21 protein-coding genes are annotated in these 23,355 nt (G+C 63.6%); 8 read left to right on the forward strand and 13 right to left on the reverse strand.

The window, feature by feature from the left end:
- Positions 1–37: 37 nt before the first annotated feature.
- The gene (locus QM672_RS29485; RefSeq protein WP_415086881.1) at positions 38–1,702 is read left to right on the forward strand and encodes an L-lactate permease; all 1,665 of its coding nucleotides are present in this window, start codon (positions 38–40) and stop codon (positions 1,700–1,702) included.
- Between the two features lie 42 nt (positions 1,703–1,744).
- Here QM672_RS29485 and QM672_RS29490 read toward each other — a convergent pair whose 3' ends face one another.
- The 4 genes from QM672_RS29490 to QM672_RS29505 all read right to left on the reverse strand — a co-directional run bounded on the left by QM672_RS29490 (position 1,745) and on the right by QM672_RS29505 (position 7,817).
- Positions 1,745–2,530: an inositol monophosphatase family protein gene (locus QM672_RS29490; RefSeq protein WP_415086883.1), complete on the reverse strand. Its 786-nt coding sequence runs from the start codon at positions 2,528–2,530 to the stop codon at positions 1,745–1,747.
- A 52-nt stretch (positions 2,531–2,582) separates the two neighbouring features.
- Positions 2,583–3,714 (reverse strand): peptide chain release factor 2 gene (gene prfB / locus QM672_RS29495; RefSeq protein ID WP_311938243.1). Its coding sequence is split into 2 segments (ribosomal slippage): positions 2,583–3,644 and positions 3,646–3,714, totalling 1,131 coding nucleotides; the frame shifts between segments, so codons are not numbered across the junction.
- 174 nt (positions 3,715–3,888) lie between these two features.
- On the reverse strand, positions 3,889–6,297 hold the full coding sequence (locus QM672_RS29500; RefSeq protein WP_311938242.1) for a penicillin-binding protein 1A: 2,409 nt from the start codon (positions 6,295–6,297) through the stop codon (positions 3,889–3,891).
- A gap of 230 nt (positions 6,298–6,527) precedes the next feature.
- Positions 6,528–7,817 carry an N-acetylmuramoyl-L-alanine amidase gene (locus QM672_RS29505; RefSeq protein WP_415086886.1) on the reverse strand — a complete coding sequence of 430 codons (1,290 nt, stop codon included), beginning with the start codon at positions 7,815–7,817 and terminating at the stop codon, positions 6,528–6,530.
- 775 nt (positions 7,818–8,592) lie between these two features.
- Between QM672_RS29505 and QM672_RS29510 the strand changes: the two genes are divergently transcribed.
- From QM672_RS29510 to QM672_RS29530, 5 genes are all read left to right on the forward strand, one after another.
- Complete coding sequence (locus QM672_RS29510; RefSeq protein WP_311938240.1) at positions 8,593–11,283, forward strand: ribonuclease E/G; 2,691 nt, start codon at positions 8,593–8,595, stop codon at positions 11,281–11,283.
- A gap of 366 nt (positions 11,284–11,649) precedes the next feature.
- On the forward strand, positions 11,650–12,429 hold the full coding sequence (locus QM672_RS29515; RefSeq protein WP_311938239.1) for an NAD kinase: 780 nt from the start codon (positions 11,650–11,652) through the stop codon (positions 12,427–12,429).
- Between the two features lie 5 nt (positions 12,430–12,434).
- The gene (locus QM672_RS29520; protein ID WP_415086888.1) at positions 12,435–13,037 is read left to right on the forward strand and encodes a hypothetical protein; all 603 of its coding nucleotides are present in this window, start codon (positions 12,435–12,437) and stop codon (positions 13,035–13,037) included.
- Positions 13,038–13,067: 30 nt separating this feature from the next.
- Positions 13,068–13,589: a CoA-binding protein gene (locus QM672_RS29525; protein ID WP_394309178.1), complete on the forward strand. Its 522-nt coding sequence runs from the start codon at positions 13,068–13,070 to the stop codon at positions 13,587–13,589.
- 155 nt (positions 13,590–13,744) lie between these two features.
- The gene (locus QM672_RS29530) at positions 13,745–15,031 is read left to right on the forward strand and encodes an O-acetylhomoserine aminocarboxypropyltransferase (RefSeq protein WP_311938234.1); all 1,287 of its coding nucleotides are present in this window, start codon (positions 13,745–13,747) and stop codon (positions 15,029–15,031) included.
- Here the strand turns inward: QM672_RS29530 and QM672_RS29535 are convergent.
- Positions 15,010–16,101 (reverse strand): COX15/CtaA family protein, encoded by a 1,092-nt coding sequence (locus tag QM672_RS29535; protein WP_415086891.1) that lies wholly within the window; start codon positions 16,099–16,101, stop codon positions 15,010–15,012. The two genes, QM672_RS29530 and QM672_RS29535, sit on opposite strands and share 22 nt — an antisense overlap.
- Before the next feature lie 258 nt (positions 16,102–16,359).
- On the opposite strand from QM672_RS29535, the gene QM672_RS29540 reads away from it, so the two are divergent.
- On the forward strand, positions 16,360–16,608 hold the full coding sequence (locus QM672_RS29540; protein ID WP_311938231.1) for a DUF2842 domain-containing protein: 249 nt from the start codon (positions 16,360–16,362) through the stop codon (positions 16,606–16,608).
- 10 nt (positions 16,609–16,618) lie between these two features.
- Here QM672_RS29540 and QM672_RS29545 read toward each other — a convergent pair whose 3' ends face one another.
- Positions 16,619–17,470, reverse strand: a complete 852-nt coding sequence (locus QM672_RS29545) for a LysR family transcriptional regulator (protein ID WP_311938229.1) — start codon at positions 17,468–17,470, stop codon at positions 16,619–16,621.
- Positions 17,471–17,578: 108 nt separating this feature from the next.
- Here QM672_RS29545 and QM672_RS29550 point away from each other — a divergent pair, with 108 nt between their 5' ends.
- Complete coding sequence (locus QM672_RS29550) at positions 17,579–18,589, forward strand: zinc-dependent alcohol dehydrogenase family protein (protein ID WP_415086894.1); 1,011 nt, start codon at positions 17,579–17,581, stop codon at positions 18,587–18,589.
- 19 nt (positions 18,590–18,608) lie between these two features.
- On the opposite strand, the gene QM672_RS29555 is transcribed toward QM672_RS29550, so the two are convergent.
- From QM672_RS29555 to sufD, 7 genes are all read right to left on the reverse strand, one after another.
- On the reverse strand, positions 18,609–19,139 hold the full coding sequence (locus QM672_RS29555) for a DsbA family protein (RefSeq protein ID WP_311938226.1): 531 nt from the start codon (positions 19,137–19,139) through the stop codon (positions 18,609–18,611).
- Positions 19,139–19,408 (reverse strand): DUF1467 family protein, encoded by a 270-nt coding sequence (locus QM672_RS29560; protein ID WP_311938224.1) that lies wholly within the window; start codon positions 19,406–19,408, stop codon positions 19,139–19,141. The genes QM672_RS29555 and QM672_RS29560 overlap by 1 nt, the downstream gene beginning before the upstream one ends.
- Positions 19,409–19,441: 33 nt before the next feature.
- A complete protein-coding gene (locus tag QM672_RS29565) occupies positions 19,442–19,807 on the reverse strand; it encodes a TfoX/Sxy family protein (RefSeq protein ID WP_311938223.1) in 366 nt (121 codons plus the stop codon).
- 12 nt (positions 19,808–19,819) lie between these two features.
- Positions 19,820–20,197, reverse strand: a complete 378-nt coding sequence (locus QM672_RS29570; protein WP_068283007.1) for a HesB/IscA family protein — start codon at positions 20,195–20,197, stop codon at positions 19,820–19,822.
- A 111-nt stretch (positions 20,198–20,308) separates the two neighbouring features.
- On the reverse strand, positions 20,309–20,692 hold the full coding sequence (locus QM672_RS29575; RefSeq protein WP_068282576.1) for an SUF system Fe-S cluster assembly protein: 384 nt from the start codon (positions 20,690–20,692) through the stop codon (positions 20,309–20,311).
- A gap of 11 nt (positions 20,693–20,703) precedes the next feature.
- Positions 20,704–21,948 (reverse strand): cysteine desulfurase, encoded by a 1,245-nt coding sequence (locus QM672_RS29580; RefSeq protein WP_367622617.1) that lies wholly within the window; start codon positions 21,946–21,948, stop codon positions 20,704–20,706.
- Positions 21,949–22,031: 83 nt separating this feature from the next.
- Positions 22,032–23,354, reverse strand: a complete 1,323-nt coding sequence (sufD, locus tag QM672_RS29585; protein WP_415086897.1) for a Fe-S cluster assembly protein SufD — start codon at positions 23,352–23,354, stop codon at positions 22,032–22,034.
- Between the last annotated feature and the right edge of the window lies 1 nt (position 23,355).

A 23,355-nucleotide genomic window follows, 5' to 3' on the forward strand; every position in this document is an offset into this window, starting at 1 on the left:
ACCCCAACGATAAAAGTCGTAATCGGGAAGCCATCACATGTGGAACCAGATTTATAACCCTCTCGACAACGAAGTACTGTCCACCATCGCAGCCGCCATCCCTGCGGTAACCTTGCTAGTTCTGATCGCCAGCGGCAAGGTCAAGGCGCACATCGCGGCGGTGATCGCTCTCGTCGTCGCCAATCTCATCACGATATTCATCTTTACCATGCCCGCGGGCCTGTCGATCCGGGCCTCCCTGCTCGGCGTCGTCACCGGCTTCTTCCCGATCGGCTGGATCGTTCTCAACGTGATCTATCTCTACCGCATCACGGTCGAGAGCGGCCGCTTCGAATTGCTGCAGCGGGCCATCGGCGGCGTCACCGAAGACAGGCGCTTGCAATTGCTGCTGATCGCCTTCTCCTTCGGCGCCTTTTTCGAAGGGGCTTCCGGCTTCGGCACGCCTGTCGCCATCACCGGCGCAATCCTTATCGGCCTCGGCTTCTCGCCCCTGGCGGCTTCCGGCCTCTCCCTGATCGCCAACACCGCGCCGGTTGCCTATGGCGCCCTGGGTACGCCGATCCAGGGCCTGGCATCGGTAACCGGGCTCGATCCCTATGTGCTCGGAGCCATGGTCGGCCGGCAATTGCCGCTATTCTCCCTGATCGTGCCCTTCTGGGTGATCGGCGCCTTCGCCGGCTGGCGGGGCATGATCGGGGTGTGGCCGGCCATCCTGGTCACGGGCATCTCCTTCGCCGTGCCGCAATTCCTGATCTCCAACTACATCAACCCCTGGATCGTCGACATCGGTGCCTCGCTGATTTCGATGGCCTGCCTGATCCTCTTCCTGAAGGTCTGGCAGCCCAAGGAGCTCTGGCTCTCGCCCGCCCTGCGCACCAACGATCCGTCAGCGGATCTGGCAAGGCCTCGCACGGATGCCGATCGCAAGCCCTTGACGCAAGCCCAGCTCTGGGGGGCGCTGCTTCCCTGGATCCTGGTCTGCATCTTCATGCTGGTCTGGGGCACCGGCGCCTTCAAGACCTGGGCCAATGCCATCTTCTCCTGGAACTATCAGGTGCCGGACCTGCACAACCAGATCAACAAGGTGGCGCCCGTGGTGGCCAAACCCACGCCCGAAACCGCAGTGTTCGCCTTTACCTATCTCTCCTTCACCGGCACGGGCATGCTTCTGGCCGCCATCGTGTCGGGCCTGCTGATGGGGTTCTCGCCGGCCAGGCTGATCGCCGAATATGGCCGCACCATCAAGGTGTGCTCGATCTCGCTGATCACCATCTCGGCCATGCTCGCCATCGGCACACTGACGCGCCTGTCGGGCGTCGACGCCACCCTTGGCCTCGCCTTCGCGGCGACGGGCGTGTTCTATCCCTTCTTCGGAACGCTGCTCGGCTGGCTCGGCGTCGCGCTGACGGGCTCCGACACCTCCTCCAACGTGCTGTTCGGCAATCTGCAGAAGATCACCTCGCAGCAATTGGGCCTGTCACCGGTGTTGATGGCGGCAGCCAACTCCTCCGGCGGCGTGATGGGCAAGATGATCGACGCACAGTCGATCGTCGTCGCCTCCACCGCGACCAACTGGTACGGTCATGAAGGCACGATCCTGCGCTACGTGTTCATACACTCGATCGTCCTGGCCTGCCTGGTCGGCCTCTTCGTGACACTGCAGGCCTATGTCTATCCCTTCACCGCCATGGTGCTCGGGTGACATTGTCTCCAGGCCAGGGTGACAGCCGACCTGGATCTCGGTTCAGCCGAGCAATTTCTGGAGAGCCGGATAGATGGCCGGCCCTCCAGCCATGATGGCATTGCCCTTCACCAAGCCGTCATCAGCCAGGAAGTCGTTGGTCCGGCCGCCGGCGGCGCGGATAATGGCAATCGCGCCAAGGCAATCCCAGGAATTGATGTGGGATTCGACGTAACCGAGCAGGCGCCCGCAGGCGACATAGCACAGGCACAGCGCACCCGAACCGTTGCGCTGGTACATGCCGCCCGCCTCGAGCAGCCGCGCCAGAACCGCCAGAACCTCGCTCGGTTTGATGCGATTGTTGTAGCCGACGCTGACCACGCCGTCGCTGAGCGCGCCCCCCTTGTGAGGGGCGATCGGCCGGCCGTTGAGGGTGGCCGGCGCGATCAGTCCGCCGGCGAAGAGCTCGTCGTCCTTCGGCGCGTAGACGAGCCCGAATTGCAGCTCGCCATCACGGACGAACGCGATCGACACACACCAGGAGGACAGGCCGCTCAGGAAGGGTTGGGTGCCGTCGATGGGATCGACGACCCAGATGCCGCGCTTGTCGCCGATGCCGCTCGGCCCTGTTTCCTCGCCAAAGAAACCGTCGTCGGGATAGGATTCGGCAATGCGTTTCTTGATCAGCAGCTCGGTCTGCAGATCGGCTTCGCTGACGACGTCCTGCAAGCCCTTGCTCTTCACCGTCAGGCTGTCCAGCTCGTTGAAATAGCCGAGCGCCAGGGCACCGGCCTCCTTGATCAGGCCGTGGGCAAAGGAATAGCGCTGATAGATCGGATCGGAGCTCATTGGCAACATACTCATTTCAAAAGAAAAAGCCGGGGCCAGCCCCGGCTTCTCACTAGTCGATGTCTTCGACCGCATCCGGCCCGCCGCCATAGACGCGCTGGGCCAGGGCGGACTTCATGAAGTCGTCGAGGTCACCGTCCAGCACATCGCCGGGCGTACCCGAGGTGTAACCGGTGCGGGTATCCTTCACCATCTGATAGGGCTGCAGGACATAGGAGCGGATCTGGTGGCCCCAACCGATGTCGGTCTTGCCGGCATGGGTCGCCATCGCCGCTTCCTCGCGCTTCTTGAGTTCGGCCTCGTAGAGGCGCGCCTTCAGCATGGCCCAGGCCGTGGCCCGGTTCTTGTGCTGCGAGCGATCCTGCTGACAGGCGACCACGATGCCCGAGGGCATGTGGGTGATGCGCACCGCCGAATCCGTCCGGTTGACGTGCTGGCCGCCGGCACCGGACGCGCGATAGGTATCGATGCGGCAATCGGATTCGTTGATCTCGATGTTGATCGAGTCGTCGATCACCGGATAGACCCAGACGCTGGCAAAAGAGGTGTGCCGGCGCGCGTTGGAATCATAAGGTGAAATGCGCACGAGGCGGTGCACGCCCGATTCCACCTTGGCCCAGCCATAGGCCTTGTTGCCCTTGAGCAGGATGGTTGCTGATTTGATGCCCGCGGTTTCGCCGTCCGTGAAATCGATCAACTCGACCTTGAAACGGTGCCGCTCGCCCCAGCGCGTATACATGCGCAGCAGCATATTGGCCCAGTCCTGGCTCTCGGTGCCACCAGCCCCGGAGTTGATTTCGATGTAGGTGTCGTTGTTGTCGGCTTCGCCGGAGAACAGGGCCTCGAACTGGCGCTCGACCACCTCGTCCTTGAGCCGGGCCAAGGCGCCCTGCGCCTCGTCGACGATCGACTCATCGCCATCCGCCTCACCGAGCTCGGCGAGTTCGAGGGTTTCGTCCAGATCCTTCTCGATGCGCACGAGGGCTGACAGCCGATCATCGAGATCGGTGCGCTCGCGCATCAGCTTCTGCGCCTTCTCGGCGTCGTTCCAGAAGTCGGACTGTTCGGAAAGATGGTTCAGTTCTTGCAGGCGGGCGTAGGATGTATCCCAGTCAAAGATGCCTCCTCAGCAGTCCAGCAGACTGCTTGATTTCGTCCGCCAAGGACAGGATTTCAGCGCGCATGAAAGAATCGCCCGTTCGAGATTGGCAAAAGCACTTTCGAGAAAAGTCGACAGACTTTTCGGTTCAGAAAATGCGTCGAAACAAAGAGTTGGAGAAAAAGTACGATTCGGAGAACTCGCACTTTACCCTCGCCGGGCTTCATATAGGCAAGCTGTCCGGCGAGGGAAAGGACAATCAGTAGAGATCGCCCGTCCCCATCGAGACGGGCCCGCCACCGCCGCCCTCCGAGCCACCGCTGCCGGACCCGATGACGGTATAGTTGTCGGGCGGTGCCGTGCCGGGCTTGAAGGCTTCCAGGATGGCACCGCTGCCATCCGAACGCATGCCGGTCTTGCGGTCGATACGGATCAGCTTGATGCCGGGCGGCACGCGGAAGGGCACAGGTGCCTTGTCGGCCAGGGCCGTCTTCATGAAGGTGCCGAAGATCGGAGCCGCCAGGCTGCCGCCCGTGACCTTGTTGCCGATGTGGCGCGGCGTGTCGTAGCCGACATAGAGCCCGCAGACGAGATCGGGCGAGTAGCCGATGAACCAGGCATCCTTCTCGTCGCTGGTGGTGCCGGTCTTGCCGGCAATCGGGCGGTTGAGCGAACGCAGCGTCTGGGCCGAACCGTGCTGGATCACGCCTTCCAGCATGGAGGTGACCTGATAGGCCGTCATCGGATCGAGCACCTGCTCGCGCGGGTCAAGCAGCTTGGGTTCGTCCTGATCGCTCCAGTCGTCGGCATTGCAGCCCTGGCAGATGCGCTCGTCATGCTTGTAGATGGTCTTGCCCCAGCGGTCCTGGATACGGTCGATCAAGGTCGGCTTGATCAGGCGCCCGCCATTCTCGAGCATGCCGTAACCGGCAACCATGCGCATCACGGTGGTGGTGCCGGCGCCGAGCGCGCCCGACAGATAGGACGGCAGGTCGTCATAGACGCCGAAGCGGCGAGCATATTCGGCGATCAGCGGCATGCCGACATCCTGGGCGAGCCGCACCGTCATGACGTTACGCGAATATTCGATGCCGAAACGCAAAGTCTGCGGGCCGTAGAACTTGTTGGAATAGTTGGATGGCCGCCAGGTCTCGCCATTGCCCTGGTTGATTTCGATCGGCGCGTCCATGACCACGGAGGCCGGCGTATAGCCGTTGTCGATGGCGGTGGCATAGACGAAGGGCTTGAAGGAGGAACCGGGCTGGCGCTGCGCCTGGGTGGCACGGTTGAACTCGCTCTGGTCGAACGAGAAGCCCCCCACCATGGCGAGCACGCGGCCGGTATAGGGATCCATCACCACCATAGCGCCGGAGATTTCGGGGATCTGGCGCAGGCGGAAGGTGCCGTCGGTCTTGGGCTCGACATAGATGATGTCGCCGACCTTCAGGATCTGGCTGACCTTGCCGACCCGGCTACGTGCCCATTTCACGCCATCCAGATTGATGGTGCCGGTCGGGCGTTCGGTGGAGATCGAGCCGAAACGGTCCAGCGGTGGCTGCAGGCCGATGCGGGCGGAGTTGTCACCGCTATCGAGCACGATGGCGAGTTGCCAGGGCTTGATGTCGCTCAGGCGCTTTTCCGCCCCCAGGGTCACGCCCCAGTCCTCGCCGAGGTCGACATTCTTGACGGGGCCGCGGAAGCCGCCGCGCTCGTCGAAGCGCACCAGTCCGGCCACCATGGCATCCCGTGCCAGGCGCTGGAGCTTCGGATCGAGCGTGGTGCGTACCGACAAGCCCCCTTCATAGAGCTTGTCCTCGCCATAGCGCTCTGCGATCTCGCGGCGGACTTCCTCGGTGAAATAATTGGCGGCGTAGCTCTGGGCGCCTTCGAAGGAACGCGGCGTTACGGCCAGGGGCTCAGCCTGCGCTTTCCGTCCCTCTTCCTTGGAGATGTAGCCATTGGAAACCATCTGGTCGATCACCCAATTGCGTCGACCGACGGCTGCATCGTGATTGCGGATCGGATTGTAGTTGTTCGGCCCCTTCGGCAGGGCAGCGAGATAGGCGACCTGGGCGACGCCGAGTTCGTCGACCGATTTACCGAAATAATTGAGAGCGGCGGCGGCTACGCCGTAATTGCCCATGCCCAGATAGATTTCGTTCAGATAAAGCTCGAGGATCTTGTCCTTGGAATAGGTCTGCTCCATCCGCAGGGCCAGGATGGCTTCCTTGATCTTGCGCACGATGTTCTGGTCGGGCGCGAGGAAGAAGTTCTTGGCAACCTGCTGCGTGATGGTCGACGCCCCCTGCTGGCGACGGCCCTTATGCGTGACATTGGCGATCAGCGCGCGCAGCACGCCCTTGGGGTCGATGCCGACGTGATTGTAGAAATCATTGTCCTCCGCCGACATGAAGGCGTGGATCAGGAGCGGCGGCATCACTTCGATCGGCAGATAGAGGCGGCGCTGGCGGGCATATTCGGCCAGGAGCGCGCCATCGCCCGCATGCACGCGCGTCATCACCGGCGGTTCGTAATCCTTGAGCGCAGCGGTATCGGGCAGGTCACGCGTGTTGGCCCAGACATAGAGGGCCACGAACGATCCCCCGACAAGGAACAACATCGATGCCGTTGTGAACAAAAATCCAAGGAACCGAACGAAAAGTCTCATCACAACGCTTTCATCGGCAATATCTTCCCTGCCCTGCCGGGTTTGGGCCAAAGCCGTTCGTTTTCATACCGGCAGCCCCGGCATATTCGGTTGACATCTAACATGCCAGGCCGGCCGAACCCAAGGGCGGCAACTGCACCTCAACGCTTTTGCAGGGCTTTTGTGGAGAAACTGCGGCTCCCGGGCAACATGCCTGTGCAAGACCCGCAGTGACGCCGGCGTGAAGCGCTTCAGGGCGTTGCCGGAGCGGAGCCGCTGGAGGCGGCCGGCTGGTTGGCGCGGCGCTGCTGGAAGAAACCATCGATGGCCGTTACCACGGCATCGGCGGCACGGCTGCGCCAATCGTCCGAGGTCAGCAGCTTCACGTCATCCCGGCTCGACAAATAGCCGAGCTCCAACAGCACCGAGGGAATGTCGGGTGCGGTCAGCACCTTGAAGCCGGCCGAGCGGTGCGGGTTCTTGTTCAGCGTGGCTGCAGCCTGGAACTGGTCGATGAGGACCTTGGCAAAGCCGTTGGAGAAGGACTTGGTCTCGCGCCGCGTGAGATCGATGAGGATATCGGCCACATCGCCGGGCTCCGACGCCAGGTCCACGCCCGCAATCGCATCCGCCTTGTTCTCCTGCTCGGCATAGCGAGCCGATTCGGCGTCGGAGGCCCGATCCGAGAGCGTGTAGATCGTCGCCCCCCGAACCCCGAACGGGTCGTGCAGGGTGTCCGCATGCACCGAGATGAACAGCGAGGCGCGGTTGGCCCGCGCGAACTGTACGCGGCCGGCCAACGAGATGAAGGTGTCGCCGTCGCGAGTGAGCACGGCCCGATAGCGCCCCGTCCCATTGATCTTGTCGGCAAGCCGCTTGGCGAATTCGAGCACAATGGTCTTTTCCTGCTCGCCGGATTTGGACGTCGCGCCCATGTCGATGCCGCCATGGCCGGGGTCGACCACGACAACGGGCAGACCAGGCTGGCTCTCCGGCAACAAAGGTGGCGAGGGTGGCTGCGGATGCGCCGTCATGTCCGAACTCCTCTGGCTCGCCGCCGTGCGTAGGAAAGCGGCCCGATCCGTTTTGACCAGATCGATCACCAGCCGCGCCGGCTGATCGTCGAGCGCATCGAGGAGAAAGGATTTGTCCACCGCCGCCGGCTCGGTTAGATCCAGCACGATGCGGGACTTTCCGGGCGCGATCAGGCCAAATCGATAGGCGCTGACCACGCCGCGCCCATGCTTGCCGGTGTCCGGTGGCATGCCGAATTCGATCTGCGGCAGATCGACCACCACGCGATAGGGATCGGGCAGCACGAAGACGCGGAAATTCAGGTCGCTCACGGAACCGTGAAGATCGACGATCAGGCGCGTGCGCTTGTCGTCACCCGCGAGGCGCGCATCACTGGCCGTCAGGGCGGATGGCGACGCTGTCGCGGGTGGCTGCGTCGGCGCGGGTTCGGCCGTGACCGGAGGGGCAACGGGCCCTTGGGCGGCACGGGCCATCTGGACCTGTCCCACCCCCAACAAGACCAGCATGCCTATCGCGGCGAGCCTCATTCCGCCCATCATCTCCAATTGTCCCGCCGAACACGGCCGTCGCGCATGCGGCTCCCGTTGCGGCAACGCAGGGCCCAGCGCAAAATTCGGCCTTGCCAATATCCGCTCGGAAGTGGCGAAACAATGATGAAGACCCCGAACGGTGTCCCGGACGTTAACGCAGACCCGACGTTTTGCGTGTCCTTCCTGCAACACCCAACGGAAATCCTTGCCAAATCGAACAAGAACTCGATAAAACAAATCTGCTCTCGAATGGTTCTCCGACCATGCCGAATTCGAGCATCAGAATGGTCCCTGCAGACCGGTTGCGCCGTGAAAGCGTGACGATCGTATGCGGTGCCGGCCAAGCCGAGGTTATCCGGCTGCTGATGTGTCCTTAGAGGATAAGGAGAATCACGGGTGGCGTGCGGATCGCCCAGCGATCCGGATCGGCGCGAGCGCCGGTCGGATATCCCGTCCCGCCCATCGACCGAGAGCGCCGTCTCGGGAGCAGTCCCGAGACCCGAACCCGGTGATGGAGCGATGCAAACAACAGCATCCCCCGGACGTCGAGAAGTGATGCAGCGTGCACTCCCCGAGTGGTTTGCACGAACACTGCCGCTTTCGCCTTCGGGACATACCATTCGCCCCTCATCGAGCCTTGTCCCAGCCAACAGAGCAAGCGCCTGCCGCATCGGCAGGGCTGTATCGGTGTTCGTCGCCAGCAGCCCCGTCGCGCATGACCCCGGCCGCGCTTGCCAGAGAGAAAATAATAATGGCCAACAAAATGTTGATCGATGCCGCCCACCCGGAGGAAACCCGGGTCGTGGTGGTCCGCGGCAATCGCGTCGAGGAGTTTGACTTCGAGGCAGCCAATCGCAAGCAGCTGCGCGGCAATATCTATCTCGCCAAGGTCACCCGCGTCGAACCGTCCCTGCAGGCGGCCTTCGTGGAATATGGCGGCAACCGCCATGGCTTCCTCGCCTTTTCGGAAATCCATCCCGATTACTACCAGATCCCCGTTGCCGATCGCCTGGCCTTGCTGGCCGAGGAACAGCGCTCGCATCGCGACGAGGAAGACGACGAGGAAAACGGCAACGCCAATGGTGCGGGCGAAGGCCGCCGGAGCGGTTCGCGCCGCCGCCGCGGCCGTGGCCAGAACCGCACCGAGGCTGCGGAAGCCGAGACGGCCGCCGTCGTCGCTTCGGCCCCCGAGCCTGAAGCCTCCGACGACAGCGCGGGTGAGGATGGTGGCTCGGGCGGCATCGTCGAGGTCGGCTCCGGCTCCGACGAGGAGCATGTCGAAGCCCTCGGCGGCGGTGATGTTGCCGACGACATCCCCGAGCGTGTCTCCCGTCCCCGCAAGCAGTACAAGATCCAGGAAGTGATCAAGCGCCGCCAGGTGCTGCTGGTCCAGGTCGTCAAGGAAGAGCGTGGCAACAAGGGCGCGGCCCTCACCACCTATCTCTCGCTGGCCGGCCGCTATTCGGTGCTGATGCCCAACACCGCCCGTGGTGGCGGCATCTCCCGCAAGATCACCAATGCCGTCGACCGCAAGCGCCTGAAGGCCGTGGCCGGCGAACTCGACGTGCCTGACGGCATGGGCGTGATCCTGCGCACGGCCGGTGCCTCGCGCACCAAGGTCGAGATCAAGCGCGACTTCGAATATCTGCTGCGCCTGTGGGAGAACGTCCGCGATCTCACGCTGAAATCCGCCGCACCGACCTTGGTCTATGAAGAAGGCTCGCTGATCAAGCGCTCGATCCGCGACCTCTACAACAAGGACATCGACGAGGTGATCGTCGCCGGCGACGACGGCTATCGCGAGGCCAAGGACTTCATGCGCATGCTCATGCCGAGCCATGCCAAGAACGTGCAGGCCTATCGCGAGGCGGCACCGCTGTTCCAGCGCTTCGGCGTGGAGGCCCAGCTCGATGCGATGTTCTCGCCCTCCGTCAGCCTGAAATCAGGCGGCTACATCGTCATCAACCAGACCGAGGCGCTGGTTTCGATCGACGTCAACTCGGGCCGCGCTACGCGCGAGCACAATATCGAGGACACCGCCCTCAAGACCAATCTCGAAGCGGCGGAGGAAATCTCCCGCCAGCTGCGCCTGCGCGACCTCGCCGGCCTGATCGTCATCGATTTCATCGACATGGACGAGAGCCGCAACAACCGCTCGGTCGAGCGCAAGCTCAAGGATTGCCTGAAGAACGACAGGGCGCGCATCCAGGTCGGCCGCATCTCGCATTTCGGCCTGATGGAGATGTCGCGCCAGCGCATCCGCACCGGCGTGCTGGAATCCTCCACCGAAGTATGCGCCCATTGCGGCGGCAGCGGCCATGTCCGCTCCGTCACCTCGGTGGCGCTGCACATCCTGCGCGCCCTCGAAGACCAGCTTCTCAAGAGCGCCACACATAATCTGGTGCTGCGTACCCGGACGGCCACCGCGCTCTATGTGCTCAACCATAAGCGTGGCCATCTCTATGCACTGGAAGCCCGTTTCGGCGTCTCGATCACCGTCAGCGCCGATGAGACAATCGTGGGCAACCAGAACTACCTGATCGAGCGCGGCGATATCGCCACGCCGCAGGAACCCCGTCCGGTGGCGACCACGGTCCAGGTCGATTCCTTCCCGCCGGCCGAAGAAGTGGTCGAAGTCGAGATCGAAGTCGAAGCCGACGAGGAGGAGGAGAAGGAGACCGAGGGTGGCCGCAAGCCGCGCCACCAGGCCGCGGATGGCGAAGCCGATGCCGGCGACGGCGGTCGCAAGCGCCGCCGCCGCCGCCGCCGCCGCCGGGGCAATGGCGCCGGCGGCGAGGCAGATGCACCGAACGCCGCAGCCAATGAAAACGAGGGTGAAAGCGAAGGTGAAGGCGAGGATGCCGCGCCGGCTGCCGAGCAGGTCGCCGTCGAGTCTCCCGACGCCGAGGAGGTAACGCCACCTCCGGCCGCCGAAGCTACCGCGCCGAGCGAAGATGAGGGTGCCGATGCCGGCAAGCGCCGGCGCCGCGGGCGTCGTGGCGGTCGCCGCGAGGCCGAAGTGGAGACGCCGGCGGTTGGCGAAGCCGAAGCGCCCGCAGCCGAGGCTTCCGCCCCCGAAGTCGCGACCATTGAAACCGTTGCAGCGGAAGCCGTCGAAGCCCCCACCATCGCCGAGGCTGCGCCCGAGGCGGTCGTCGAGGAAAAGCCGAAGCCCAAGCGCCGGGGTCGCAAGCAGGTGGCGATCAAGACGGAAGCGGAGAGCGCGCCTGCGCCGGTCCCTGCCCCGGAGGCCGAGCCCGTTCAGGCCGAACAGCCCCCGGCACCGGCTCCCGTCGCCGAGCCGGAACCGGAGCCGGTTCAGGAAGCTGTGGCATCTGCCGCGGTACGGGAAGTCGTGGTGTCCAACCCTTCAGCCTATGTCTATGTCGACGCCGTCGATCCGGCCAAGCCGAAAAAGGCCGGATGGTGGTCGAAGAAATGAGGTGAGCGACCTGAGCAGAGGGCGTTCATGACCGACCGCTCCTTTGCTCGGCCCTTTCGTATCCAGACCAGTCCGACGACAGGCCAGAGCAACCTTGCGATTCGCGGCGCTTGCGTCGGATGGCGGGGCGCTTGGTGATCCTAGAAGGCGCCGCACTGATGGTCAGTGCGGCGTTTTCTTATGCCGTGGCCATGGGCTGGGAAGCGTTCCTGCAACTCTGGGCGTTTGCGCCCGACGGCAAGACGCTTTGAGCATTGGCAGCCGGCATTTTTTCGCGATAGGCTGGCGGCGGGCATGCGTCGCCTGCCTTACCCATCGACCCGGGCTCGCCCTGGTCCAGCGAACATTCCCATTGCGATTTCATTCGTGACCAGCAAACATCATTTCGAGAAGATCGCCTTCGTGGCCACTGCGACCGCTTCGGCGCGCAAGGCGCTCAAGTCGCTCACGGCCCGCTATGGCAACGTCCCGATCGAGGAGGCGGAGGTTGTCGTCGCTCTTGGCGGCGATGGCCTCATGTTGCAGACATTGCACAGGTTGATGGGCCGCAAGCTTCCGATTTACGGCATGAATCGTGGCTCCGTCGGCTTCCTGATGAACGAGTTCCGCGAAAACGACCTGCATGACCGCTTGGCCAAGGCCCGGCGCAGCGTGGTGCATCCGCTTGCGATGTGCGCGGTCGATACGCGTGGCCACACGTCGAAATCCTATGCCATCAACGAAGTCTCACTGCTGCGCGCCCGTTTCCAGGCAGCCAAGCTCAGAATTTCGATCGACGAGCATGTCCGGCTGGAGAGCCTGATCTGCGATGGCCTGATCGTGGCGACGCCTGCCGGATCGACCGCCTATAATCTGTCGGCCAACGGTCCGATCCTGCCCCTGGAGGCGCCCCTGCTGGCGCTCACCCCGATCTCGGCGTTTCGCCCTCGCCGCTGGCGTGGTGCCATCCTGCCGCAGCGGGCACGCGTCACCATAGACGTGCTGGAGCCGGCCAAGCGGCCGGTCAATGCGGTCGGCGACAATGTCGAGGTCAAAGACGTGCAGCGTGTCGAGATAGCCATGGATTCGTCGCAAGACCTCGTCATGCTGCATGATCCTGGGCACTCGCTCGACGAACGTATCCTGCGCGAGCAATTCGATTGGTAGCCAACATGCACGCTTCCACCATCAGGCAATTCGCCCGCCGCCTATGTCTTGCTTCCGGCTTGGCCCTATCGGCCTGTTTCCTGGCCAGCACTGCCGGTGCGAGCGATGATCAGGTCAAGCTGACTGCAGCGATGGTGGAGAAGTTCATTGCCGCGCGCGCCGAGTTGACGGTGCTTGCGACCGACCTCACCAAGAAATACGGCGACCGTTCCGACACGCCGGGCGATGATCCGGTGGCCTCCCTGCCGGCATTCCAGGACATTGCCGACGCCAAGACGCGCACCGATGCGATTCTGAGCAAGTATGATTTCAAGGATCTGGACGCGCTCGATATCGTCACCAATTCGGTGATGCTGGCCTATCAGGCAGATGTCCCCGACAATAACGGTGCTGCCGACAGCGGCCAGAACGATCCCGAGGCAGACAAGGCCAAGGCGCGGGCCGAGATCGAGGCGGACCAGAGCCTCACCCCCGAAAAGAAGAAGGAGGCGCTGCAGCAACTCGACGAGCAGTTTGCCTCCCTGCAAGCCTTGACACCCCTGCCCGGCAATGCCGAGGTGGTGAAACCCTTCCTCGACAAGCTCAAACCGATAGCCGAAGCCAACTGATTGACCGATCGACGACCGGCGGATGTGTGAATGAACCACGACAGCTATTCTGACGACTATATCGGCGACATCCTGCGCAAGGTTCACACCATCGCCATGGTCGGCGCTTCGGCCAATGAGGTCCGGCCGAGTTATTTCGTGCTGAAATATCTCAAGCTGCGTGGCTATCAGATGTTCCCGATCAATCCGGGCCTCGCCGGCAAGACCATCCTGGATCTGCCGGTTTATGCCAGCCTGGCAGCTCTGCCCGGCCCCGTCGACATGGTCGATATCTTCCGCAATTCCGAGGCGGCCGGTGCGGTGGTCGACGAGATCCTGGCCCTGCCTATCCTACCCAAGGTGATCTGGATGCAGTTGACGGTGCGCAATGATGCCGCGGCTGCGAAAGCCGAAGCCGCCGGCATCGAGGTGGTGATGAACCGCTGCCCCAAGATCGAATATGGCCGGCTGTCCGGCGAGATCGGCTGGGCCGGTGTCAATTCCGGCGCGATTTCTTCCAAACGCGCCACCCGCGATACCCGCGGCTTCCAACGCCTCGGCTTGCGCCAATAGGCTGCCGGTACTGTCTGTCATCGCGAGCGCAGCGAAGCAATCCAGCGTCCTCCTACAAAAACTGGATTGCTTCGCTGCGCTCGCAATGACACCAATTCACCAACGCCGTGTCATTGCGGCCAAGCATTCTACAAGACCATCCAAGGAGGATCATGATGTCGGCTGGGCAACAACCAGGGTTTTCAACGCTTGCCGTTCACGCGGGGGCACAGCCGGACCCAACCACCGGCGCGCGCGCCACCCCGATCTACCAGACGACGTCCTTCGTCTTCGACGATGTCGACCATGCCGCTTCGCTGTTCGGGCTGCAGGCCTTCGGCAATATCTATTCGCGCATCACCAACCCCACCAATGCGGTGCTGGAAGAACGCGTCGCCGCGCTGGAAGGCGGTACCGCCGCCCTGGCCGTGGCCTCCGGGCACGCCGCGCAGATGCTGGTGTTCCACACCCTGTTGCAGCCGGGTGATGAATTCATCGCCTCCAACAAGCTCTATGGCGGCTCGATCAACCAGTTCAACCATTCCTTCCGCTCGTTCGACTGGAACGTGCGCTGGGCCGATGCCAATGATCCCTCCAGTTTTGCCGCGGCGGTGACGCCGAAGACCAAGGCGATCTTCATCGAATCCATCGCCAATCCCGGCGGCATCATCACCGACATCGCCGCCATTGCCGCCATCGCCAAGAAGGCCGGCGTGCCGCTGATCGTCGACAACACCCTCGCCTCGCCCTATCTCACCCGCCCGATCGACTTCGGCGCCGACATCGTGGTGCATTCGGCCACCAAGTTCCTGGGCGGGCATGGCAACTCGATCGGCGGCGTCATCGTCGACGGCGGCAAGTTCGACTGGCTCTCCTCGGGCCGCTATCCCTTCCTGTCGGCGCCGCGCCCGGAATATAACGGCATCGTCATCGGCGAGACCTTCGGCAATTTCGCCTTCGCCATCGCCGCGCGCGTGCTCGGCCTGCGCGACCTCGGCCCGGCGCTGTCGCCCTTCAATGCCTTCCTGATCCTGACGGGCATCGAGACGCTGCCGCTGCGCATGCAGAAGCATTCGGACAATGCCCTGGCGGTCGCCCAGTATCTGGCCGAGCATCCCGGCGTGGCCTGGGTGTCCTATCCCGGCCTCGATGCCGACCGATACAACGCCCTCGCCCGCAAATACTGCCCCAAGGGCGCCGGCGCGGTGTTCACCTTCGGCCTGAAGGGCGGCAACGAGGCCGGCATCCAGCTGGTATCGAACGTCAAATTGTTCTCGCATCTCGCCAATGTCGGCGACACCCGCTCGCTGATCATTCACCCGGCCTCGACCACCCATCGGCAATTGTCGGATGAACAGAAGAAGGCAGCGGGCGCGGGTCCCGACGTGGTGCGCATCTCGGTCGGCATCGAGGATGTCAAGGACATCATTGCCGACCTCGATCAGGCCCTCGCCGGGAGCTGAGGCGCCGGCCCTGCAACCAGCCGCTGCGCGTGTACCGTCGCAGCGGTGAGCAGCAGGACGCCGCCGAGCTGGTGCAGGATGCCCGCCCAGAGCGGCACGACCAGCACGAGCGTGATGATGCCGATCGCCGCCTGGCCCAGCGCGACGGCCGCCACCAGCAAGGCCCGGCCGCGCGCCGGGCCATTACCCCCACGCATGGCCAGCCAGGCCTGCAGCAGGGCCAGCGCCACGATGAGATAGGCCACCATGCGGTGCTGGAACTGCACGGTCAGCGCGTTCTCGAAATGGTTCACCCAGGTCGGCGCCATGATGTAGAGATTGTTCAGCGCCGGGATGAAATGGCCATCCATCAGCGGCCAGGTATTGTAGGCCATGCCGGCCCTCAGGCCGGCCACCAGGCCGCCCATGAAGATCTGCACCAGGATGAGAGGTACCAGGAGATAGGCGATCGCCCGCGCTGTTGCCGGCACAGAGCCGCTGGCGCGTTCTTCCTTAAGCGAGGACGCGACCCAGACGATGGCGGTGAGGATGAGACAGGCCAGGGTCAGATGCATGGCCAGGCGATATTCGGAGACCTCGGTCCGATCGGCCAGGCCCGATTTCACCATCCACCAGCCCAGCAATCCCTGGCTGCCGCCGAGCGCCAGCAGGCCGACCAGCTTCACGGTGAGCTTGGGCGTCAACCAGCCGCGCAGCCAGAAGATCAGGAAAGGCACGGCGAAGACGATGCCGATCAGGCGGCCGAGCAGGCGGTGGCTCCACTCCCACCAATAGATGAACTTGAACTCCTCGAGCGACATGCCGAGGTTCAGCTTCACATATTGCGGAATCTGCTTGTATTTCTCGAACTCGGCCGTCCACTCGGCAGCGGAGAGCGGCGGAATGGTGCCCTTGATCGGCTGCCATTCGGTGATCGACAAGCCGGACTCGGTCAGGCGCGTGGCGCCGCCCACCACCACCATGGCAATCACCAGCACCGCTACGACGACGAGCCAGGCGCGGACAGCAGCAAGATGGCCGCGGCTCATGCCGATAAGAGTGGGATTGTCTGCAATGGCGGCCACACGCATGCCTTTCCTGATCGACTGGCTTGGACAGCGCTTTGCGCTCTGACGGGATCGCCGAGACGGGCAACGACGCTCAAGCCAATCCATTGGATTGACTTGGAAACAGAGAGTTGGAGCAAATAAGCGTTCACACTTGAACGCGCTTTGCTCTAGAAGGCGCACAGATATAGAAATCGCTGGCCAGGAGCAACGCGCGCTCGCGTCGCACTCCAGCGGCATGTCGGCCTGCGCCTTTCCGGCTGGCGGAGACGACGCTGAACCATGGAGTTCGAGATCATGGCCCAGGACTACAAGGCACCGTCCCTCCGCAAACTGGTCGGTTCGCTGGCGATGCTGGTGTTGGTCGTGGTCTATGCCCTCCTCGCCATGGCGCTGGCGGAAGGCCGCATCACCGATGCCCCCGCCTGGCTGCAACCCATCCTCTATGCCATTCTAGGCCTTGCCTGGGTCTTTCCGGCCATGCTCATCATCAAATGGATGGAAAAGCCCGGGAACAAGCCGAAGGGATAAGGACTGCCCCTCACCCCAACCAGGCCCCTATCGCCTGCGCCAGGACGTCGACGACAGGGTCGAGCGAGCGAAGATGCGGCGAGCGCTGCATCTGAACGTCGAGAACCAGGCCGAGATCATCGGCCTCTTGGATCGCGGCAATGCCCGGAATGGCGGCTCGTTCCAGGACACGGCGGGGCAACAGGCTGAGGCCGAGCCCCTCCCGCACCAGGGCCAGTTGCAGGCCCGAATCCTGAACTTCGGCGGCGACATGCAAGGCCTGTCCCCGCCGCACCATGGCCGAAGCCAGGAGCCGGCGGGCCTCGCATGGCTCGGGACTGAGAATCCAGCCGGCCTCGGCGATCGAGCCACTCGCCTTCCCGGCAGCGTCGGCACTGGCGGTGATGATCGACAGATGCTCCTGTCCCAGGATGCTGAGCCGGTCGGCGACGACCTCGGCCGAAAGCAGCACGGCGGCATCGAGATGACCACGGCCAAGCTGCTCGGACAGCGGTTGGCTCCAGCCCGTGGTCAAGCGCAGCATCACGTTCGGAAATCGCTGCCGCAGGTCACGAATGATCGGCACCAGGGCACTGCCGGCAATGCCATGGGCGACACCCACCCTGAGCATGCCTTCGGGGTCACGCTGGCTTGCCATCTGCGTAAACTCGTCATAGGCGGCCAGCACCTTTCGGCAACGTGCGAGTGCCTCGACACCCAAGGGCGCCAAGGCCGATGGCTTCTGGCGACGGTCGAGCAGTTCGAAGCCGAGAAGCTGTTCGAGCCGCTGGATCTGGCGGGTGACCGCCGGCTGCGTCAGAGGCAGACGCTCGGCGACCTTCTGGATCGAACCTTCTTCGGCGAACAGAACGAAAGTGCGCATCTCGCTCAGCATCATACATTCTCTGCATATTAATTCTAATTATTATGAATTTGAACATTATGCGCTGCGCTCGCATCCTTGCCAAGCCAAACGGACAAGGAGACGAGAATGAAGGCCATCATCATCGACGGCGAGCCTGGCATCGACAATCTGCGGCTGGTCGAACGGCCGATGCCGACGCCGCGACGCCAGGAAGTGATCGTGCGCATCAGGGCCACGGCCCTCAACTACCGCGATCTTGAGATCATCCGCGGCAGCTATCACACCCGCTTCCCCTTGCCGCTGATCCCGGTTTCGGACGGCGTCGGCGAAGTGGTCGCGATAGGCGAAGGCGTCAGCCGCGTGGCGGTCGGTGACAGGGTCTGCAGCACGTTCTGGCAACGCTGGGTCGGCGGCAGTTTCGACATGGCCGAGCCAAGCCATCAGCGCGGCGGCCCGCTTGACGGGCTGCTGGCCGAATATGCCGCCCTCGACGAACAGGCTGTCGTACCCGCGCCCGCCCACCTCACCGACCTCGAAGCAGCCACCCTGCCCTGCGCCGGCGTGACGGCGTGGCACAGCCTGGTCACGCAAGGACACCTCAAGGCCGGCGACACCATCCTCGTGCTCGGCACGGGCGGCGTTTCGATCTTCGCCCTGCAATTTGCCGTCAATGCCGGCGCTCGTGTCATCGTCACCTCAAGCAGCGACGAGAAGATCGAGCGCGCCAGGGCCCTGGGGGCCGCGGCCGGCGTGAACTATCGCAAGCATCCGCAATGGGCGGACGCCGTGATCGAGCTGACCTGCGGGCGAGGCGTCGATCATGTCCTGGAAGTGGGCGGTCCCGACAGTTTCGCACAGTCCCTGCGTGCCGTACGCCGCGGCGGTCAAATCAGCGTGATCGGCTATCTCGGCGGTACTGAGGGAACCATCAATCCGCTCGACATCTTCCGGCGCCAGGTGACGGTGCGGGGCATTCCAGTCGGCTCACGCGCCTCCTTCGAGGCAATGGTACGGGCCATCGACGGCGGCAGGATTCGACCGGTGATCGATCGCTGCTATCCCTGGACGGATATCGGCGAAGCCCTGCGCCATCTCGCAGGCGGCAGGCATTTCGGCAAGATCGTGCTGCAGCATTGATGTGCCGCGGGCAGCAGGCTCAGCCTCGGCTTTCCGCAGCAGCCAGCAGGGCCGCATGCAGCCCCCTGAGGTCGCGGCGGCCATCGTGACGGGTGCCATTGATGAACAGGGTCGGCGTCGCATTCACGCCGCTGGCGATGCCGCTCTCGAAATCGAGCTCGATCCTGGCGGCATAGCGCCCGCCCAGGGCCGCCTCGACGGCGTCCTGACCGAGACCGAGCCGGCGCCCGTAACTGCGCAGCGCCCTGTCATCGAGCGCATGCTGGTTGTCGTAGAGGATGCGATGCGCTTCCCAAAACCGTCCGACTTCACTGGCGGCTTCCGCGAGGCCGGCGGCATGCAGGGCGAAAGGATGCGGCTCGACCAGGGGAAAATGCCGGAAGACATAGCGCAGCCTGTCACCCATCAGACGCTGAACGCCGTCGATCACGCCGACGGTCTCGCCGCAATAGGGGCATTCGAAATCGCCATATTCGACCAGGGTGACCGGCGCATCGGCCAGCCCCTTCACATGGTCCTGCGCACCGACGTCGCGTGAGAGCACGGCCATTATTGCTTCAGGTCCGGCACGATGTCGAAGATCTGGTGTGGCATCCAATGTTTCGACACGACGAGATAGACGCAGGTGAAGATCGCCGCGGCAATCACCGTGGTGATGCCCGCCTTCTTCAGAAGCATCGGCCTTTGCGGCGCGCCGGCCTCGGTGCCCGGCACCACCTCGCCGCCCTCGAACTGGCTCTTCACGCCCAGCGGCAGCACGGCGAACAGCGTCATCCACCAGATGACGAAGAACAGGGCGATCGAAAGCACGATGGACATGGCGACGGTCCGATATCGAGGATACGAGAACACTCACAAAGGCTGCGACGCGCTCTTCCTGGAACGTTTTGCTTTAGACGCCTGCTTCGGCGCACGCAAGGAAACCGTGAGGCCGAGCCGAGCCCATTTCAACGCTTCATCGGGATCGTCCAGCGCCCGGTCAGGCAGGCTCCAATACGGCAGTTGCACCTCACGGTTCTTGCCCCGGTAGCGGAAGGGGCGCGAACCTGCCTGCTCGAACAGAGGCTGGCTCTCGGCATCCGCCTTGATCCAGATCTCATCGAAAGCACCGAGTGCGAAGACCACGCCATCGGAATAAAGGCCAACCCCGCCGAACAAGCGGCGGATGGATAGACGGGGCATGCCGGCGAAGAGGTCGCGCAGATGCTCGTGATCCATCCGGCGGCAGCCTCAGGCCGTCGCTTCCAGGGCGCCACTCGCAGCCGGCGTAATCGCTACCGACTCGCCACAGCCGCAGGCCGAGGTCTGATTGGGATTGTTGAACACGAACTGGGCCGAAAGCTTGTCGGTCTTGTAGTCCATCTCGGTGCCGAGCAGGAACAGCACGGCCTTGGGATCGATCAGGACCTTGACGCCCTTGTCCTCGACCACCTCGTCGAGCGGGTTTGCCGTTTCGGCATATTCCATCGTGTAGGACATGCCGGCGCAGCCGCCATTCTTGACGCCGACGCGTACGCCTTCATAGGGCCGCTCGGCATTGGCCATGATGGCCTTGATCTTGTCGGCCGCGGCATCGGTCAGCGAAACGACCTTGAACTTCGGACGGATCTTGCTCACTGGAACACTCCAACAACACCGGGTTCAAGGCCCGGCGCTCGGTTTACCCCACGAATATAAGCGCGACTCGGCGCGAATGCGAGAGGGAGAGGATTGGATCCCTCACCACATATCCAGCGCGACGCGCGCCTCGTCGGACATGCGCGACTGATCCCACGGCGGATCGAAAACCATCTTCACCTGCACCTCGGAGACACCGGGCACGCTTGCAACGGCATTCTCCACCCAGCCGGGCATCTCGCCCGCCACCGGGCAGCCCGGCGCCGTGAGCGTCATGTCGATGCTCACCTTGCGATCGTCGGCGATCTCGACACGGTAGATCAGGCCGAGCTCGTAGATGTCGGCCGGGATTTCCGGATCGTAGACGGTCTTGAGGGCGGCCACGATCGCGTCGGTCAGCCGATCGATCTCTTCCGGCGGCAAGGCTGTCGCCCCTGCGACAGCCGGTTCATTGGGCCGGGTCTCGGCCAGATTTCCGTCGGCCATCACTGCCTCCGTCATGCGAAAAAGCTCTGCGCCTTGATCAGCGCCTCGACCAGTGCATCTACCTCGTCGAGCGTATTGTAAAGCCCGAAGGATGCGCGGCAGGTCGAAGTTACGCCATATCGCGCCAAAAGCGGTTGAGCGCAATGTGTTCCTGCCCGCACCGCGATACCGTAGCGATCCAGCACGGTCGCTACGTCATGGGCATGGGCATTCTTCAGCTCGAAGGAGACGATACCACCCTTGCCCGGCGCCTCACCAAAAATCCGGATCGAATTGAGCTTGGAGAGGCGCTCCTGGGCATAATGCAGGAGCTTCTCCTCGTGAGCCCGGATATTGTCGCGGCCGAGCGCCATCATGTAGTCCACTGCCGCACCCAGCCCGATCGCCTGCACGATCGGCGGCGTGCCGGCTTCGAAGCGATGGGGCGGCGTGGCATAGGTGATGTTGTCCTCGGTCACCTCGCCGATCATCTCGCCTCCGCCATTGAAGGGCGGCATGCGCTCCAGCCACTCCTTCTTGCCGTAGAGCACGCCGATGCCGGTGGGCCCATAGACCTTGTGGCCGGTGAAGGCGTAGAAATCGACGTCGAGATCCTGGACGTCGACATCGAGATGCACAGCGCCCTGGCTGCCGTCGGCCAATACCGGAATGCCGCGGGCATGGGCCAGGGCGACGATTTCCTTGAGTGGCGTCACCGTGCCCAGCACGTTCGACATATGGGTGATCGCGACCATCTTGGTGCGCGGCCCCAGGAGCTTTTCGAAAGCCTCGATATCGAAGGAGCCGTCTTCGCGGATCGGCGCCCATTTCAGCACGGCACCGGCGCGTTCACGATGGAAGTGCCAGGGTACGATGTTGGAATGGTGCTCCATAATCGAGAGCACGATCTCGTCGCCCTCGCCGATCTCGAGCAGCCGCCCCATGGAGGCGGCGACGAGGTTGAGGGATTCAGTTGCCGACCGCGAAAAGATGATCTGCTCGATCGAGGGGGCGTTGAGGAATTTGCGCACGCTCTCGCGGCCGGCCTCATACGCTTCCGTCGCCGCATTCGCAAGATAATGCAAGCCCCTGTGAACATTCGCATATTCATGCGTGTAGGCATGCATCATGCGATCGAGCACCGCCTGGGGCTTCTGGGCCGATGCGCCATTGTCGAGATAGACCAGCGGCTTGCCGTGGACCTGCAGGGACAGGGCCGGAAAGTCGGCACGGACCTTAGCCAGATCATAAGGAAGTGCGGCGACGGGCTTGTTCACGTTCCTGTTCCTTCACTCGGAGTGGCGGTCCCGCCACCCCATCAATCGCAACCCTGGAATGGCGGCCCGTGGCCGCCACTCCTTCAGACCCGCTTGTCGAGCCAGGCCTCAGTGAGGGCGTTGAGGCGCTCACGCAGTTCCTCGTTCTCTACCGTCTCGATGGCCTCGCCGACGAAAGCCTGCACCAGGATCGCCTCGGCCTCCTTCTGCGGGATGCCGCGGGCCTTGCAGTAGAACAACAAATCCTCGTCCAGGGCGCCGCAGGTCGCGCCATGGGCGCAGACGACGTCATCGGCGAAGATCTCGAGTTCCGGCTTGGCATTGGCCTCGGCCGTCTCCGACAGCAGCAGCGAACGGCTCATCATGCGCCCGTCCGTTTTCTGTGCACCGGGACGAACCACGATCTTGCCCTGGAACACCGAGCGGGCCTCGTCGTCGATGACCGCGTGGAAAAGCTCGCGGCTCTCACCGCCCAGTGCCGTATGATCCACCACCAAAGTGGTGTCGGCATGGCGCTTGCCGGCCAGCAGCGTCGCGCCCGACAACACGATCTTGGCATCGTCACCCTTATAGGTGACGAAGAGCTGGTTGCGCGCCACGGCTGCGCCAGCCTCCAGGGCGAAGCTCTGCAACAGAGCTTCCTTGCCGAGCGAGGCCAGCACGGTGGAGATGTGCTGGGCCTCCAGGCCCTGGACCTGGAAGCTGATGCGCTGCAGTTCGGCACCGTCGCCGACCTTGACGGCGAGCGCCGCATTGGTCTGATGGGCAACGCCCTCCGGCCCCTCATAGCTGTCGATCAGCGTCAGCTTGGCGCCGGCGCCCAGGACAACGAGCGACCGCGTGAAGGTTGCCTGCGCCACCGTACCGGTGTGGCGGGTCTCGATGGCAACCGGCAGGCCGATTTCGACGCCCGCATCGACGCTCACAACCACGCCGTCGCTCATGAAGGCGGTGTTGAGATCGAGCACGGAATTGTCAGGCGCTCCGGCGCTGAGATCGGCGATGAGCGCATCGTCCGTCGAGGCGAGCGCCTCGGCGAGCGACGTCACCTTCAACCCCGCCGGCAATGTGGCAAGATTCGACAGCGCCGGAGAATAGGCGCCGTCGACGATCACCAGGCGGATATGCTCGAGCCCGGCGAGAAACTCCTCCGCCTTGCCCGCCGCACCGGGTGTTCCCCGCGGGCTGGTAGCAACGGGATTGGCATCGCGCATCAGGTTGCGCAGGTCGGTATATTTCCACTCCTCGACCCGGCGATGCGGCAGGCCGCTTGCGCGGAAGCGGGCAATCGCCCCCTCGCGCAGGCCGCGCACGGTCGCCGCACCGGGCAGCGTCTCGCGCAGGCCGCCGAACGCCTCATCCAGCGCCGTCTCGGCCGAAGTCTTTACAGCAACGATATTGGCCATG

The organism is Labrys sp. (in: a-proteobacteria) (assembly GCF_047605565.1).
Lineage (GTDB): Bacteria > Pseudomonadota > Alphaproteobacteria > Rhizobiales > Labraceae > Labrys > Labrys neptuniae.

Bases quoted from the DNA above. Each gene is read 5' to 3' on its own strand.
- QM672_RS29485 (WP_415086881.1), top strand. From the start codon at position 38: ATGTGGAACCAGATTTATAACCCTCTCGACAACGAAGTACTGTCCACC.
- QM672_RS29490 (WP_415086883.1), bottom strand. From the start codon at position 2,530: ATGAGCTCCGATCCGATCTATCAGCGCTATTCCTTTGCCCACGGCCTG.
- QM672_RS29500 (WP_311938242.1), bottom strand. From the start codon at position 6,297: ATGAGACTTTTCGTTCGGTTCCTTGGATTTTTGTTCACAACGGCATCG.
- QM672_RS29505 (WP_415086886.1), bottom strand. From the start codon at position 7,817: ATGCTGGTCTTGTTGGGGGTGGGACAGGTCCAGATGGCCCGTGCCGCC.
- QM672_RS29510 (WP_311938240.1), top strand. From the start codon at position 8,593: ATGGCCAACAAAATGTTGATCGATGCCGCCCACCCGGAGGAAACCCGG.
- QM672_RS29520 (WP_415086888.1), top strand. From the start codon at position 12,435: ATGCACGCTTCCACCATCAGGCAATTCGCCCGCCGCCTATGTCTTGCT.
- QM672_RS29525 (WP_394309178.1), top strand. From the start codon at position 13,068: ATGAACCACGACAGCTATTCTGACGACTATATCGGCGACATCCTGCGC.
- QM672_RS29530 (WP_311938234.1), top strand. From the start codon at position 13,745: ATGTCGGCTGGGCAACAACCAGGGTTTTCAACGCTTGCCGTTCACGCG.
- QM672_RS29535 (WP_415086891.1), bottom strand. From the start codon at position 16,101: ATGCGTGTGGCCGCCATTGCAGACAATCCCACTCTTATCGGCATGAGC.
- QM672_RS29540 (WP_311938231.1), top strand. From the start codon at position 16,360: ATGGAGTTCGAGATCATGGCCCAGGACTACAAGGCACCGTCCCTCCGC.
- QM672_RS29545 (WP_311938229.1), bottom strand. From the start codon at position 17,470: ATGCGCACTTTCGTTCTGTTCGCCGAAGAAGGTTCGATCCAGAAGGTC.
- QM672_RS29550 (WP_415086894.1), top strand. From the start codon at position 17,579: ATGAAGGCCATCATCATCGACGGCGAGCCTGGCATCGACAATCTGCGG.
- QM672_RS29555 (WP_311938226.1), bottom strand. From the start codon at position 19,139: ATGGCCGTGCTCTCACGCGACGTCGGTGCGCAGGACCATGTGAAGGGG.
- QM672_RS29560 (WP_311938224.1), bottom strand. From the start codon at position 19,408: ATGTCCATCGTGCTTTCGATCGCCCTGTTCTTCGTCATCTGGTGGATG.
- QM672_RS29565 (WP_311938223.1), bottom strand. From the start codon at position 19,807: ATGGATCACGAGCATCTGCGCGACCTCTTCGCCGGCATGCCCCGTCTA.
- QM672_RS29575 (WP_068282576.1), bottom strand. From the start codon at position 20,692: ATGGCCGACGGAAATCTGGCCGAGACCCGGCCCAATGAACCGGCTGTC.
- sufD (WP_415086897.1), bottom strand. From the start codon at position 23,354: ATGGCCAATATCGTTGCTGTAAAGACTTCGGCCGAGACGGCGCTGGAT.